The organism is Sulfitobacter sp. R86518, from assembly GCF_042466275.1.
GTDB classification, from domain to species: Bacteria; Pseudomonadota; Alphaproteobacteria; order Rhodobacterales; family Rhodobacteraceae; genus Sulfitobacter; species Sulfitobacter pontiacus.
The window spans coordinates 2,018,604-2,034,271 of sequence record NZ_JAXHCA010000005.1; the positions used below are offsets into that span (position 1 = coordinate 2,018,604).

General features: G+C 60.4%; 13 protein-coding genes. 7 read left to right on the plus strand and 6 right to left on the minus strand.

The window, feature by feature from the left end:
• The first annotated feature begins 37 nt into the window (after positions 1–37).
• Entirely contained in the window at positions 38–2,692 is a 2,655-nt protein-coding gene (locus tag SJY36_RS10740) for a hypothetical protein (protein ID WP_386174957.1), read from the plus strand.
• A 66-nt stretch (positions 2,693–2,758) separates the two neighbouring features.
• On the opposite strand, the gene hppD is transcribed toward SJY36_RS10740, so the two are convergent.
• A complete protein-coding gene (gene hppD, locus SJY36_RS10745; RefSeq protein ID WP_386174959.1) occupies positions 2,759–3,853 on the minus strand; it encodes a 4-hydroxyphenylpyruvate dioxygenase in 1,095 nt (364 codons plus the stop codon).
• Between the two features lie 133 nt (positions 3,854–3,986).
• Here hppD and SJY36_RS10750 point away from each other — a divergent pair, with 133 nt between their 5' ends.
• Positions 3,987–4,445, plus strand: a complete 459-nt coding sequence (locus SJY36_RS10750; protein ID WP_005854326.1) for an Lrp/AsnC family transcriptional regulator — start codon at positions 3,987–3,989, stop codon at positions 4,443–4,445.
• 45 nt (positions 4,446–4,490) lie between these two features.
• Positions 4,491–6,425, plus strand: a complete 1,935-nt coding sequence (locus SJY36_RS10755; RefSeq protein WP_386174963.1) for a cation:proton antiporter — start codon at positions 4,491–4,493, stop codon at positions 6,423–6,425.
• Between the two features lie 82 nt (positions 6,426–6,507).
• On the opposite strand, the gene SJY36_RS10760 is transcribed toward SJY36_RS10755, so the two are convergent.
• From SJY36_RS10760 to SJY36_RS10780, 5 genes are all read right to left on the minus strand, one after another.
• On the minus strand, positions 6,508–7,023 hold the full coding sequence (locus tag SJY36_RS10760; protein ID WP_009825020.1) for a CarD family transcriptional regulator: 516 nt from the start codon (positions 7,021–7,023) through the stop codon (positions 6,508–6,510).
• Positions 7,024–7,329: 306 nt separating this feature from the next.
• Positions 7,330–7,668 carry a ferredoxin FdxA gene (fdxA, locus tag SJY36_RS10765; protein WP_005849180.1) on the minus strand — a complete coding sequence of 113 codons (339 nt, stop codon included), beginning with the start codon at positions 7,666–7,668 and terminating at the stop codon, positions 7,330–7,332.
• Between the two features lie 52 nt (positions 7,669–7,720).
• Positions 7,721–8,107, minus strand: coding sequence for an RNA-binding S4 domain-containing protein (locus SJY36_RS10770; RefSeq protein WP_005849182.1), 387 nt, complete (start codon positions 8,105–8,107; stop codon positions 7,721–7,723).
• Entirely contained in the window at positions 8,108–11,035 is a 2,928-nt protein-coding gene (locus SJY36_RS10775) for a helicase-related protein (RefSeq protein WP_386174966.1), read from the minus strand.
• Between the two features lie 18 nt (positions 11,036–11,053).
• Positions 11,054–11,620 carry a tetratricopeptide repeat protein gene (locus SJY36_RS10780; protein ID WP_386176496.1) on the minus strand — a complete coding sequence of 189 codons (567 nt, stop codon included), beginning with the start codon at positions 11,618–11,620 and terminating at the stop codon, positions 11,054–11,056.
• Positions 11,621–11,695: 75 nt separating this feature from the next.
• Here SJY36_RS10780 and SJY36_RS10785 point away from each other — a divergent pair, with 75 nt between their 5' ends.
• The 4 genes from SJY36_RS10785 (at position 11,696) to SJY36_RS10800 (ending at position 15,661) form a co-directional block, all read left to right on the plus strand.
• Positions 11,696–11,986: an SCP2 sterol-binding domain-containing protein gene (locus tag SJY36_RS10785; protein ID WP_037944601.1), complete on the plus strand. Its 291-nt coding sequence runs from the start codon at positions 11,696–11,698 to the stop codon at positions 11,984–11,986.
• A gap of 1 nt (position 11,987) precedes the next feature.
• A complete protein-coding gene (locus tag SJY36_RS10790) occupies positions 11,988–12,932 on the plus strand; it encodes an alpha/beta fold hydrolase (protein ID WP_037944603.1) in 945 nt (314 codons plus the stop codon).
• Positions 12,933–13,046: 114 nt separating this feature from the next.
• A complete protein-coding gene (locus SJY36_RS10795) occupies positions 13,047–14,066 on the plus strand; it encodes a ligase-associated DNA damage response exonuclease (RefSeq protein WP_037963879.1) in 1,020 nt (339 codons plus the stop codon).
• Positions 14,063–15,661, plus strand: a complete 1,599-nt coding sequence (locus tag SJY36_RS10800; protein WP_386174970.1) for an ATP-dependent DNA ligase — start codon at positions 14,063–14,065, stop codon at positions 15,659–15,661. Before SJY36_RS10795 ends, SJY36_RS10800 begins: the two co-directional genes overlap by 4 nt.
• Positions 15,662–15,668: the final 7 nt, after the last annotated feature.

Sequence of the window (15,668 nt, forward strand, 5' to 3'; positions counted from 1 at the left end):
TCCCACCGTCCCAATGCCTCTAGTCAAAAGCGTTCCAATGAAGCCCAATTTTGCACTGTCTCTCTCCTTCGAAGGTATTCGCCTGCTGCATCGCGCCCCTGATGGATGGCGGCAGGTGGGCGAAGTGTCCGTCGACGCGGAGGATATGGCCGCCCAACTGGCCGCCTTGCGCAGCACCGCCACCGCGCTAGAGCCGAGCGGCCTGCGCAGTAAGCTGCTGATTCCGAACGATCAAATCAAATACATGACGATCGACACCGCAGGGCTTAGCGATCAGGCGCGGCGCGAACAGGCCGAAGTGGCCCTTGATGGCGCGACGCCCTATGCCGTCGAAGATTTGGTCTTTGACATCAGCAATGACGGCCCCCGCACGCATATCGCCGCCGTCGCCCGCGAAACACTGACCGAGGCCGAAGCCTTCGCGACTGAGCATCGTTTTCACCCCGTCAGCTTTGCCGCCCAGTCCGACGATCATGATTTTACCGGCGAGGCGTTTTTCGGCCCAACAGTCTCCGCCCCCAAATGGTTGGAGCCGGGCGATTCTGTGGAGCGTGACAAAGGGCCATTCGTTATCCTGGGCGATGTGGAGCTGCCGCCGGCGGATACTTCGCCGCCGAAAGGTGATACGGCTGCTAAGGCGGAAAACCCCGGTAAAGCCGATGATGTGACGGCGGATGCGTCGCAGGAGGGTGACAGCACGTCGGATGCTCCGGCGGCTGATGCCGCAACGCCGGAAGCAAAGACGGCTGATGCTCCTCAGCCTGCAAGCCAGAAACCAGCAGGTGCCCCCGCGCCCAAAGCGGCAAAGCTTGACCCGCCTCGCGTTGCACCCGCGTCCCCATCGGTGACGCCCCCGCCAAGCAAGGTGTCGGCCCAAACCAAAACGCCCGAAGTGTCAGCTGGCAAGGCAACGGCACCCGCGGTACAGAAACCAGCCGCCCCTTCTGTTGAAAAAAATGTGGCAGCGACACCCAAGCCCGCGCCCGCCGTGTCCAAAGCCCCGCCCGCGGCACCTGCCGCTACGAAGGCCCCCGCGGATTTTTCCAGCCGACGCAGCGCACCTATCGTCACGGGTGCCGCCGCGCGCGGTAGCGTGCAGCCCTTGTCGCACACGGGCGGGCCGGTCCCCGATAGCAGTTCGTTAACCGGTGCCAAACACACACAGCCCGCCAACTCGTCGCCTTTCGGCTTTCTGAAACGCGGCAAGCCCCGCGCGACACCACCTCCGCCCAAGCCAATTGCCGCAAAAGCGGCCCCCATTCCAGGCAAGGCCCTTGCCACGGGGGCCAGCGAAGTCGACCAGATGACCGTTTTCGGGGCCCGCAAAGAGCAGTCCATCGGAGGCAAGCCGCGCTTTCTGGGGCTGGTCCTGACCGCAGCTTTGCTGGTGTTCCTCGCGGGCGTCGCAGCTTGGGCGTCTGTCTTCCTTGATGATGGGTTAGCGCTTTCGCGGCTCTTTGGCGGTCGTGACACCACGCAGACCGCTTCTGCCCCACCGGAGCCGGTGGTCAAACAGCAGGCGGAAAGCCGCGAGGACCCCATCGTACCGCAGGCCCGGCCCGAGACTACGGCTGACACCACTGTCGCCGCGCTTGATCCCACGCTCAGCGATGAAGACGGTGCGGTTTTGGACGCGATGCTCGTGCCACAGCAGCTGCAACCGCGCGAGCTGACCGCGCAGGAAATCGAAGCGAAATACGCGACAACCGGCATTTGGGCCATCGCGCCAAAGACACCAAAAGCGCCGTCGATGGTGACGCTGGATGATCTGTTCATGACCAGCATCGATCCCGTCAGCACCTCGAATGACGCTGTTGCACTGCCGACGCTCGCGTCCTTTGGCGGGGATACGGTCGATATCAGCTCGGCCCCTCCGGCGGCGGCAGGCACGTCGTTCACACTGGATGATCGTGGTCTGGTTGTTCCAAGTCCGAATGGCACGTTGAACGCGGATGGGGTTTTGGTTTTCGCCGGGCAACCGGCCCGTGTGCCCCCGGCGACCCTCGCCCGCCCCGGTGCGGTCGAAGAGGAAGAGGTTGAGGATACGGTTGTTGCCGCCCTGCTCGGCTTTCGCCCCAAGCTGCGCCCCGAGGATCTGCCCGAACAGAACGAGCGCGCTAATCTGGGTGGGGTGACCCGCAACGAACTTGCCGCATTCCGCCCAACCCTGCGCAGCGCCGATGTCATCAAGGCCGCCGCTGCAGCCAAACAAGCCGAGGTTGACGCCGCAGCAGAGGCAGCCGCCGCCGCGATCAAAGCCGCCTTGCCGCAAGAGCCGGTGAACAACGCGACGCAATACGCGACAGAAGTGTCCAAGCGGCCTGACACGCGCCCCGGTAACTTTTCGCGCATCGTACGTCGGGCCGAACGGGCGCAGCCTGCGCCTGTGACGGTCGCCAGTGCGCCGGCTGCGGTCACGCCACAGGTAGTACAGCCTTCGGTGCCGTCGAAAGCCTCCGTATCGAAGCAGGCAACTGTGAAAAATGCGATCAAACTGCGTCAAATCAATCTGATCGGGGTGTACGGCAAACCCTCAAGCCGCCGCGCCTTGATCCGGCTGAGCAACGGGCGGTACCAGAAGGTTGCCGTCGGGGATCGTCTGGATGGCGGTCGCGTCTCCGCGATTGGCGAGGCTGAATTGCGGTATAACCGCCGCGGGCGCGATGTCGTGCTCAAGATGCCGCGCGGCTAAGCCCCGCAAGATCTGACTGCTCGCTACATGAAAAAGCCGCATCCGAAGATGCGGCTTTCTGTCGTTTCAGGCTTCGCTCAACTCGCCACTGTCGATTTGTTCTTGCTCGATGCTCTCGAACAGCGCCTTGAAGTTCCCTTCGCCAAAACCGTCGTCTCCTTTACGCTCGATAAACTCGAAGAAGATCGGCCCGATGACAGTTTTCGAGAATATCTGCAGCAAAATGCGGGTTTCGCCGCCATCGACGACCCCTTCCCCGTCAATAAGGATGCCGTGTTTTTTCATCCGATCAAGCGGCTCTTGGTGGCCGGTGACGCGATCCTTGCTCATCTTATAGTAGGTCTCGGGCGGGCCGGGCATGAATTTCATCCCGTTGTCCGCAATGGCATCCGTCGCATCATAGATGTTCCGCGCGCCCACGGCGATGTGCTGGATCCCCTCGCCGTTGTATTTCTTGAGATAGGCCACGATCTGCCCCTTCTCGTCGCGATCCTCGTTGATCGGGATACGGATGCGGCCGCAGGGAGATGTCAGCGCACGCGAGGTAAGGCCGGTAAACTTGCCTTCAATATCGAAAAATCGGATCTCGCGAAAATTGAACAGATCGCCGTAGAACTTGAACCAGACGTCCATGTTCCCCTTAAACACATTATGCGTCAGGTGATCGAGATAGTAGAAACCTACGCCAGCGGGTTTGGATTGCGCGATCCAATCGTATTCCTCGTTATAGGGCGACGTGTCGTAATACTGATCCACAAAGTAGATTAACGACCCGCCGATCCCCTTGATCGCGGGCACATCCAGCACCTTGCCTGCGCCTGTATATTCCTCCGCCCCTTTAGCAACAGCGTGGTCCAGCGCCTTTTGCGCATCCACAACCCGCCAGCCCATCGACGGCGCACAAGGGCCATGTTCGGCCACAAAGCCTGCGGCAAAGCTGTCCGGATCGGCGTTCAGCACATATGTGATGTCCCCCTGCTGCCAGAGTTCGATTTTCTGCGTTTTGTGGTTCGCCACATGGGCATAGCCCATACGGGTAAATAGATCGCGAAGCTCCTGCGGGTCGGCGCTGGCGAACTCGACGAATTCGAACCCGTCGGTGCCGGCCGGGTTTTCATCGGTGATTTTGGATTTTTCGGCGTCATGCGGAAACGGACCCATGAGATGCTCCTTTGATAGCGTTCGTGCGCAGTCTATCGCCGGAACCACGCTATCTTTGCGCAAACATACAAGTGTGACTGGCTATTCGCGCGGGGTTGACGCATGGTTTTATCATTCTATGTGAGAATACCGCATGACATTAGATGATATCGATAAACGCCTGCTGGCGGCACTGCAAAAGAACGCGCATCTCACGGCTCAAGAGTTGGGAGAGAAGCTGCACCTATCCCCGTCCCAAGCAGGTCGGCGGCGGCAACGGCTTGAAACCGAAGGGTATATCCAAGGCTACACGGCCCGGCTCAACCCCGAACGGTTGGGGCTGACGGTACAGGGCTTTGTGCAGGTCCATCTGGGTACCCACGGCCCCGAACATTCCGCCAGTTTTGCGCGGCTTTTGGCCACCCGCCCCGAAATCGTTAGCGCCTGGACGATGACGGGGGATGCGGATTATTTGCTGCGCGTCTATTGTGCAGACCTGCCCAGCCTGAACCGCCTCATCCATGATGTGCTGCTCCCCCATGGTGCTGTCGCAAAAGTGCATAGCCAGATCGTTATGGATCAGCTTAAACGAGACGGGCCCTTGCCCACCTGATTGACCCGCTCGGGGCCTGCCCGACACAAAGAAAGTATGCCCCTTATGGAAGGTTTCCTGTTTCAAGCCTCGATCTATCTCGCTGCGGCGGTGATTGCGGTTCCCATCGCATCGCGTCTGGGGCTGGGGTCGGTGCTGGGATATCTCGCCGCGGGGATCCTGATCGGGCCGGCCTTCGGGCTGGTCGGATCGGAAACCAAGGATTTGCAGCACTTCGCCGAATTTGGTGTGGTGATGATGCTGTTCCTCATCGGGCTAGAGCTTGAACCCCGTGCCCTGTGGAACATGCGCCACCGGCTGCTGGGGCTTGGCGGGATGCAGGTCGTGCTTAGCGCTGCGGCGCTGATGGGCATCGCGATGGCCTATGACCAACCGATGGGTGTGGCGATTGCGATCGGCCTCACGCTGTCACTGTCGTCAACCGCGATCGTGCTGCAAACCCTGTCAGAAAAGGGTTTGATGCAAACGGCGGGCGGACGGTCCGTCTTTTCGGTGCTGCTGACGCAGGATATCGCGGTGATCCCGATCCTCGCGTTCCTGCCGCTGCTTGTGGCGCAGCTGCCTGCGCAAATGCTACCGGACGGATCGATCTCGGTGAACCCCGAGGATGCCGCCCACGGGGCAGAGGCAGCCTCGGGGCATGGTCCTGCGGCAGCAGGTCATGGTGCGGAAACCGCACAGGCGGCGATTTCACTGGTGCAGGGGCTGCCGGGCTGGGCCATCACGCTGGTCACCTTGGGTGCCATTGCCGGGATCATCATCACCGGCGTGTTCTTCACCCGCCCCGTTTTCCGGTTTATTCACGCCGCCAAGCTGCGCGAGATGTATACCGCTTTGGCCCTGCTGATCGTCGTCGGGATTTCCTTCCTGATGATGCTGGTGGGCCTGTCGCCCGCGCTTGGGGCCTTCCTTGCGGGGGTGGTGCTGGCCAGCAGCGAATTCCGGCACGAACTGGAAACCGACCTCGAGCCGTTCAAAGGGCTGCTGCTGGGGCTGTTCTTCATCACCGTGGGGGCGGGTATCAACTTTGACCTGCTGTTCGCCGATACGATCATCATCGTCGGGATGGCGCTGCTGGTCATTCTGGTGAAGGGCCTGATCCTTTACGGGCTTGGCACCCTGTTCAAGCTGCAAGGGCGCGACCGCTGGCTCTTTGCGCTTGGTCTGGCGCAGGCGGGTGAATTCGGCTTTGTGCTGGTCAGCTTCTCGGTCGCCACGGGGGTCATGCCCAATGACGTGGCCGAGACATTGTTGCTGGTCGTCGCCCTATCGATGCTGATCACGCCGCTGCTGTTCATCACCTATGACCAGATCAGCAAACGGATGGATACGAAATCCGGCCCCATCGTTGCGGACGAGATTGACGAGCAAGGCACCGTGATCATCGCGGGTGTCGGGCGGTTCGGGCAGATTGTGAACCGTCTGGTGCAAGCCAGTGGCTTTCGCACCGTCGTTCTGGACCACAACCCCGAAACCATCGCCGTTATGCGCCGCTTTGGCTTCAAGGCGTTTCTGGGCGATCCGACCCGCGCTGACATTCTGCGCAAGGCCGGTCTGCGCGATGCCAAGGTTCTGGTTGTCGCGTTGGATGATCCCAAGTCGGCCTTGCAGCTTATCGCCTATGCGCGCAAGGAACGCCCCGACCTGCATATCGTAACCCGCGCCCATGATCGGACGGATGTGTACCAACAATACCAGGCCGGCGCGAATGACATCGTGCGCGAAATGTTCGACAGCTCGCTTCGGGCGGGGCGCTATGTATTGGAAAACCTCGGGCTCTCCGATTACGAGGCGGCAGAGGCGCAGCGGATGTTCTATTCGCACGACCGTGCGTCTGTGCGCGAGCTGGCGGCCCTGTGGCGGCCTGACATCCCACCAAGCGAGAACAAAGCCTATGTGGCCCGCGCGAAAGAGCTACAAAAGGATCTGGAAACCGCTTTCCTGAACCGGATTGACCAAGAGGATAAGACTCAAGGGTAGTAGCCCCCCTCGCCCTTCAGACACCAAAAAGCCGCGCCCGATATGACATCAGGCGCGGCTTTTCAAAATTTAACGGTTGCGATCAGGCAGCGGCGACGCGGCTTTCCAACACATCACCGACCTGCTTGGAGGCCGCCAGTTCGTCCCCACCGGCGACGGCGGCAACTTCACGGGTCAGACGCTCAAGCGCGGCTTCATACAGCTGACGCTCGGAATAGCTTTGCTCGCGCTGGTCGTCGGTGCGGTGCAGGTCGCGTACGACTTCGGCGATGGCGATCAAATCACCGGAGTTGATCTTTTGCTCATATTCCTGCGCACGGCGCGACCACATGGCGCGTTTGACCTTGGCCTTACCCTTCAGGGTTTTCATCGCATGGCTGATGACGTCAGGGCTGCTGAGCGCACGCATGCCAATTTCTGTGGCCTTATGGGTGGGCACCCGCAGCGTCATCTTGTCTTTCTCGAACGCGATCACGAACAGCTCCAGCGAGATGCCCGCGACTTCCTGCTCTTCGACCGAGATGATCTGACCAACGCCATGCGCCGGATAAACAACGAATTCATTCGGGCGGAAATCTAGCTTCTTCGACTTGCTCATACAGTGGCTCCTTGGGCGCGGGGACGGCCCGCATGGGTAAATATGCTGTCACAACGACAAAGGCCGACCGGCCCAAAGAGCCGTCAGCCTCATTTCATAACTTCAGATGTTCTGGTTCAACCTGTGCAAAACGGTTGAGATTTGGCGCGTAGGTATCATCATTTGCGACAACGTATATCACAAAATTAGCCCCCCCGAAAGCGGGGGGCCGCATAAATTCGATCAAATACGTGTTAATCGAATAAATAAAGGGGATCAGGTGGCGTCACACGCAGCGATCAGCCCATGCACCCAAGTGCGAATCGCTTAGCCGCCTTCGCCGGGTGCTTCAGAGAAATACTTCTCGAGCTTGCCCTCTTCACCATCGCGTTCCTCTGCCTCGGGCAGCGGGTCTTTCTTGGTGATGATCACGGGCCACAGTTCGGAGTATTTGCGGTTGAATTCAACCCACTTCTCCATGTCCGGCTCTGTATCGGGGCGGATCGCGTCTGCGGGGCATTCAGGTTCGCAAACGCCGCAGTCGATGCATTCATCTGGATGAATGACCAACATGTTTTCGCCCTCATAGAAGCAATCCACCGGACATACTTCAACGCAGTCAGTGTATTTGCAGGCGATACAGGCATCGTTAACGATATAGGTCATAACATCATCTTTTATGGCAGGTTTAACGCAGGAGATACGTCAGCACAGCGTATCATTCAAGGTGGCGCGCCCGAGAAAGATCAAGCACGCGGCGATCACGCTTACTGGGGCGCCCTTTTCCCTCAAATGCCGGATTTTCAGGTTGTTTTTTCTCGGATCGGGGGACCGGCGGGGACAGATCGGTGTAAAGCGTTTGCGCCTCGGGGGCCGGACCACGGCGGGTGCCGATGCCCTCTATCTGGATCACCCGCACATCGTCGCCCATAGCAAAGGTCAGTACGTCGCCAACCACAACCAGCGTCGCACGCTTTTGCGCGACGCTGCCGTTGACCCTGACGGCCCCCGCTTGCACGCGGGCAGCCGCCAGAGAACGCGTTTTATAAAACCGCGCATGCCACAGCCATTTATCAAGCCGCAGCTTTGTCGGCGCTTCGGACAATTACTTGTTGTCTTTCAGCCCCATCAGCGCAGCGGCGAATGGGTTGTCGGGGTCGATCGGCTTTTCGGCACGGGCGGGCTTGCTGCTGAACTTCTGGGCTTTGCCGCCCTTGTCCCCACGCGGTGCACCCTTTTTGCCACGCGGTCCGGGCTTCCCCTTCCCTTGTGGACGATCCCCGCCGCCGCGACGCTGGCCTTGGGCATTGCCACGGGGCGTGCGCCCCCAGGTAAAGACATAATATGTCTCAAGCTCGGCACCTGCGATATCGGCGTCAGGCGCTGTGCCTTGGGGGTTTTCCTCGGCGGGGGTGTCCGGGATGTGATCGTCGACCTCTGGTGTCTCGGCCAGTTCCTCGACCATCGGGGCGATCCCGTCATCGGGCATATCCGCAGTTGCGGGCACAATGTCATCCGCCTGAGCAGCCGCCGGATCTTCGACGATACCACCGGCAGGTTGCTCGGCCGCGACATCCATCACGGGCGTCTCGGCGTCTGCGCCTTTGTCGGCAGCCATCGGTGCACCGTCATGAGGCACGACAGTATCAACTGCTTTTACCTTGGTGCGCTCGGCCTTTTCGGCCTTATAGCCCAGACCCTCCATCAGCGTGGCAAATTGTTCGAGCGTCATGCCCGTGATCGACAGCATATCGGCCTTCGCCTCGAACCCGCCGCGCGAATCTTCGGAGCGCAGCATATCTGCCAGACGTTCCAGCATATCGATACGGATCGCGCGTTCACCAGCATTACGGTACCCCGCCATCGTCGCAGCGCCTTCAGGCGCGCTTGTATCTACGGGGATGGTGACCAAACCGGGGGGCGGCGATTCAGGGAATTCGTTCAGCCCCTTGGAAATCGACCACAGCACCAGACGCAAACGGGTCGGCGCAGGCTTCAGCAACAATGGCATAAAGATGGTGAACTGACCAAAGCGCAAACCATGCTTGCGCAGCGCGCCACGGGCGTCCTGATCCAGAGCTTTCACCTCGTCCGCCACATCAGCGCGGGGCAGAATACCAAGGTTTTCAACCATGCGGAAAGCAAAGCCACGGGCCAGACCGGTCAGCGCCTCATCCTTTGAAAGGGCGATCAGGGGCTCGAACAGGGCTGCGACCTTGCGGTCGATGAAATGCTGCAAACGGCGCTGCACTTTTTGCGCAACCTCGGGGCCCGCAACGTCATCGACGAAGACCTCGACACCGGGTTTCAACGGATCGGAGCCCGCAACCAGTTTGCCCACGGCAGAGCTGCCCCACATGAGGCCGCCCTGCTCTGTAAAATCAATCTCTGTATCAGGCGCGTTGTAGAAACGATCCGCCCGCAAATGGAACTGAGGAGCCAGCGCCTGCAACGATGCAGCTTTGATCGTTTTATCTTCGGCAACGCCTGCGCCTTTGTCTTGGCGAAAGCGGAACCCGTCCAGCTTGCCAACAAATTCGCCTTCAACGGTTACTTCACCGGTCTCGTTTACTTCGGCCACCATGGCTTCCTTCTGTCCTAGCCGGCGCAAAAGCACGGATGTGCGCCGATCTACAAATCTTTGGGTCAGACGCTCGTGCAGCGCATCCGACAGTCTGTCTTCTACGACACGCGCCTCGTGTCGCCAATGGCTTTCGTCACCTGTCCAGCCTTTGCGCTGTGTCACGTAGGTCCAGGTGCGAATAAACGCCAATCGTTTGGATAACGCATCAATGTCGCCATCGGTTCGATCTATGCGTTTAATTTGCCGCGCCAGCCAGTCGTCGGGGATGGAACCGCGTTGATGCAAAAAGTTAAAAATCTGCTCTAGCAGGCTGGCGTGCTCTGCATGGCTTATACCACGAAAGTCGGGAATCCGGCAGACATCCCACAACAGACGTACTGACGGCCCATCGGTACAGCGCGCCGCGATCTCGGCATCCACGGCGAGATTCTTGAGCGCGCGCAGATCATCGGCCTCGCGCGCTTTGAACAAGCGTTCATTGTCCGGCGACATTTCAAGCGTCTGGATCAGCCGGTCAATGGACCCGAACTGCAGCGCGGGGTTGCGCCAGTTGAGCTTGTTCTGCGGGGTGAACTGATGTTCCATAATGGCTCGCGCGACACCATCATCAAGCGGAGACGCATCGCCCGTGACACCGAATGTACCGCTCTTGAACCCGCGTCCTGCCCGTCCGGCAATCTGCGCCAGTTCGTTCGGAGCCAAGGGTCGCATCCGACGCCCGTCAAACTTGCTGAGCGCCGAGAAAGCGACGTGGTCCACATCAAGGTTCAGCCCCATCCCGATGGCATCCGTGGCCACCAGATAGTCGACCTCGCCGTTTTGATACATGGCGACCTGCGCGTTGCGCGTGCGCGGGCTGAGCGCGCCCATAACCACCGCCGCACCGCCCTTCTGACGCCGGATCAGCTCTGCAATCGCATATACATTCTCAACCGAAAACCCGACGATTGCGCTGCGCGGACGCATCCGGCTTATCTTTTTCTGACCAGAATAGATCAATTCCGACATTCTCTCGCGCCGGATGAACTGCGCCTCTGGTACCAGCGCCGCGATTGAGCCGCGCATGGTGTCGGACCCCATGAAAAGCGTCTCGTGTTGACCGCGCGCACGCAAAAGACGGTCGGTAAAGACATGCCCCCTCTCTGGATCCGCACAAAGCTGGATTTCATCGACCGCAACCAGATCAGCGCCCATGCCTTCGGGCATCGCCTCGACGGTGCAGACCCAATATTGGGTGCGCGGCGGCACGATCCGTTCTTCGCCTGTGACCAGTGCCACGATGGACGGGCCACGCAGGGCAACGATGCGGTCATAGACCTCGCGCGCGAGCAACCGCAGCGGCAGCCCGATCACCCCCGTGCGATGCGCCAACATCCGTTCGATTGCATAGGTCGTCTTGCCTGTATTGGTCGGGCCTAAAACGGCCACGACCCTGCTGTCGCCTGCCACCAGAAATTCCTTAGATCGTTAAAGCGTGCGCCCGATGCCGTCGCGCCGCAGCCCGTCCAGCGCCCTTTGCGCGTTATCATGGTGAGGGTTAATGCTTAACACTCGGCGATAGAGATCGGCAGCCGCCCGCAGATCGCCAAACTCCTGCAGGATCGCCCCCAGACCGAAGATGGCGTTATACTGCTGCGGGTTCAAGGCAAGCGTGGTTTCCAGATCATCGATTGCAGGACCATAGAGACCTGCGCCAAAATAGGCCTGTGCACGGGCGTGATAGCCTTCGGCAAAATCAGGGGCGTGATCCGTCAGAGCTGTCAGATGGGCGATCGCCAAGGTGGTGTCCCCCTCTGACATGGCATCGCGGCCACGGGAATACAGCAAATCCATCGCGGCCGAGCCGGACCGCGCCCAAGCGCGCTGCACATCACGTTCGATTCGCGCCGCCTCTGCCGCGGGGGCATCGCGTAAATTCTGCAGCAATTCCGCCGCCGCGGGGAGCGACATTTGCGCGAAACTTATACCCCCAAGCAACACCCAGAGACCAAGTGCCGCGACGGTATGTTTGAGGTTGACGATGCGGTTGCCCATAACAAGAGTGAATGTAACAGGCTGCCGCCACAATTCCAGACGTGTCGGCACCATTTGCCAAGAAAAGGGCCTATGATGAGCGATATTGTGAACCAAGCTGTAACAGTGCTGAACGAAAAACTGGCGGGGGCCGACTTTGACGGCACAGCCAAGTTCGACATCGAAGACGAAGGCACTGTCATGATGGATTCGACCGGCGCACGTGCCGCGGATGAAGAAGCGGATGTAACCCTTTCTGCTGACGCAGAAACTTTCCAGGCGATCCTGTCCGGCGACACCAACCCGACCGGTGCCTTCATGAGCGGCAAGCTCAAGATTGACGGCGACATGGGCATGGCGATGAAGCTGGCGTCCGTTCTCTCCTAATATGCTGGAAACCGCGCCCTTTTTCACCGACATTGCGCCGCTGCCCGAAACGGGTCAGGCGCATTGGGCCGAGACATCGGATGGTAAAAAGCTGCGCGTCGCGCATTGGCCGCTGGACGGGGCAAAGGGCACCGTGCTGCTTTTCCCCGGCCGCACCGAATACGTGGAAAAATATGCGATGACCGCAAGCGCCTTTGCGAAAAAGGGGCTGGCGGTCATGGCGATTGACTGGCGGGGGCAAGGTCTGTCGGACCGGTTGATCCCCGACCGTAACATCGGCCATGTCGATGTCTTCTCTGACTATCAAAAAGACGTGGCGGCCATGATGCGGACAGCCCGCGCCTTGCAGCTGCCGCGCCCGTATTTCCTGCTGGCGCACTCTATGGGCGGGGCCATCGGCCTACGCGCCTGTATGGAGGGTCTGTCCGTGCAGGCCGCCGCCTTTACCGCGCCGATGTGGGGTATCCATATCGCGCCGCACATGCGTCTGGTGGCCGCGGGGCTGTCCAACCTGATGCCGCGCATCGGTCAGGGCTACAAGCTGCCCATGGGCACGCAGGCGGCATCCTATATCTCGACCGCACCGTTCGAGAACAACATGCTCACCACCGACCCCGAGATGTACGAGATGATGCGCACGCAACTGGCGGCCCATCCCGAACTGTCTTTGGGCGGGCCCAGCTTTATCTGGCTGCGCGAGGCTTTATCCGAGACCAAGCATCTGTCCCTGCGCGCCGCCCCCAGCCTGCCCTGCGCCACGTTCCTCGGGTCCAACGAACGTATCGTGCACAAGGGCCGCATCCACGCCCGTATGGAGACTTGGAAAGGCGGTAAGCTGCATATCATTGACGGCGCAGAGCACGAAGTGCTGATGGAAATCCCCGCCACCCGCGACAAAGCGGTGGATGAGATGGCGGCCCTGTTCTTTGGAAACGCCAAAAAGTAGGACGGATCGCAGGATGAATTTCCGCCTGCAACCTACTGTTATTCCGACGGAAAGCTTGACATCGGCGAGGATTTTCCTGCCCACCCTGTTCAAACGCGCGCGCCCCGCTAGCTTATGCGCATGGCCAAGCAACCTGTTCTGACATTCAACGAAAACGGCATTTATTGCCCCGCGGGTGATTTCTATATCGACCCGTGGCGGCCTGTGGACCGTGCCCTGATCACCCACGGGCATTCCGATCACGCCCGCTGGGGCATGAACCGTTACCTGGCCACCGACATCGCACTGCCCGTCATGCGCCATCGTTTGGGCGACATCACCGCTGACGGCATCGCATATGGCGAGGTGCGGCAGATCGGCGGGGCGCAGGTATCGTTTCACCCCGCTGGCCACGTCCCCGGCTCCGCCCAGATACGCGTTGAGGTCGACGGCGAGGTCTGGGTTGCCTCGGGCGATTACAAGGTGGTCGATGACGGGCTGTCCGACCCTTTCGAGCCGGTGAGATGTCATCACTTCATCACCGAAAGCACCTTTGGCCTGCCGGTGTTTCGCTGGGCCGAGCAAGCCGCCGTGGCGGCAGAGATCAACGCATGGTGGGCAGGCTGCGCGGCACAGGGCAAAACGGCGTTTCTGGGGGCTTACGCCTTGGGTAAGGCACAACGTTTGCTATCGATGCTCGACCCCGACATCGGCCCGATCCTGACCCACACCGCGACCGAGAACACCAATCGCGTCATGCGCGATCAGGGGATCACCCTGCCCGACACGATCCTCGCCGATGCGGATCTGAACCCCAAGGATCACCGCGGCGCGATTGTGCTGGCCCCACCCGGTGCCTTGGGCAGTGCGTGGTCGAAAAAATTCGGCCCGCAGGAAACCGCCTTTGCCAGCGGGTGGATGGCCGTGCGCGGCGTGCGTCGCCGTCGTGCGGGCGATCGCGGCTTTATCATCTCGGACCATGCGGATTGGGATGGGCTGCTGTCGGCGATCAAAGCGACAGAAGCCGAAAACATATATGTGACACATGGTTACACCGATGTCTTCAGCCGGTTTCTGGCCGATAGCGGTTGGCAAGCGCAGGTCGTTCCCACCCAGTTCGAAGGTGAATCCCTGGATAAGGACGCAAGCGAATGAAACGGTTTGCCGCGCTGTTCAACGCCATCGACCAAAGCACCAAGACGACAGTGAAAGTCGCCGCACTGGCCGATTATTTCAGCGCGGCACCGGATGACGACCGGCTATGGACCATCGCCCTATTTTCCGGCCGCCGCCCCAAACGCGCCGTCACGACCACCAAGCTGCGCGAATGGGCAGCCGAGCGCGCGAACATCCCCCTGTGGCTGTTCGAGGAAAGCTACAGCATCGTTGGCGATCTGGCCGAGACGATCACGCTCGTTCTGCCCCCCAACCCGACGCAGGATGATCAATCGCTTGCCGCGTGGATCGCGGCACTGCGCGAGATTTACACGCAGGATGAAGAGGCCCGCAAAGCCTTTGTCCTTGACGCATGGGCGACGCTTGGCGGGACCGAACGATTTATCTTCAACAAGCTGATCACCGGCGGGTTTCGAGTGGGCGTCAGCCAAAAGCTGATGACCCGCGCCCTGTCTCGCGCCACAGGCAAGCCCGAGCCCGAGCTTGCGCATCGCCTCATGGGCAACTGGCACCCCGACGACACCACATGGCATGGGCTGGTAGAGGCCGAAGATGCCTCTGCCGACGCATCACGCCCCTATCCCTTCTATCTGGCCTATGGGCTGGAAGCCGAGCCGCAAGAACTGGGGGATCCGCAAGACTGGCGCGCCGAATGGAAATGGGACGGCATCCGCGGCCAGTTGATCCTGCGGGACGGTGCCTATTTCGTCTGGTCGCGCGGTGAAGAGCTGATGACCGACCGCTTCCCCGAGCTCGCCCGTGCGGTGGACTTCATGCCCGACGGCACGGTTCTGGACGGCGAGCTGTTGGTCTGGCCTGACGGACAGCCTGCGCCATCATCTTTCAATGCGCTGCAAGCCCGCATTGGCCGCAAAACCGTGCCGAAGAAACTGCTTACCGAAGCCCCGGTGGTGCTGCACGCCTACGACCTGCTGGAATGGCAGGGCCAAGATATTCGCTCCCGCCCCTTCGCCGAGCGCCGTGCGCTGCTGGAACAGGCCTGCGCCGCCCTGCCCGACGATGCGCCGATCCGCCTGTCGCCGCAACTGACCTTCCCCACATGGGATGCGCTGGCCGACCAACGCGCCACGGCACGCGACGCGCAGGCCGAAGGGGTCATGCTGAAACGTGCCGACAGCCCCTATCTGGCGGGGCGTAAGAAGGGCGATTGGTGGAAATGGAAGCTGGACCCGCTGACCATTGATGCGGTGATGATCTACGCCCAATCCGGGTCAGGACGACGCGCCAACCTGTTCACAGACTTCACCTTTGCGGTCTGGAACGGCAATGATCTGGTGCCTTTTACCAAAGCCTATAGCGGTCTGACGGATGCCGAGTTTCGCAAGATCACAGCTTGGGTGCGTAAGAATACGCTCGAACGGTTTGGTCCCGTGCGCAAGGTCACCCCGCATCATGTGTTCGAGATCGCTTTCGAAGGCATCCAGCGCAGCACGCGGCATAAATCAGGCGTCGCCTTGCGCTTTCCGCGGATGCTGCGCTGGCGGCAGGACAAGCCCCTGCAAGAAGCCAACACATTGGCCGATCTTGAAGAAATGCTGCGGATTTACGGCTAATCCGCGC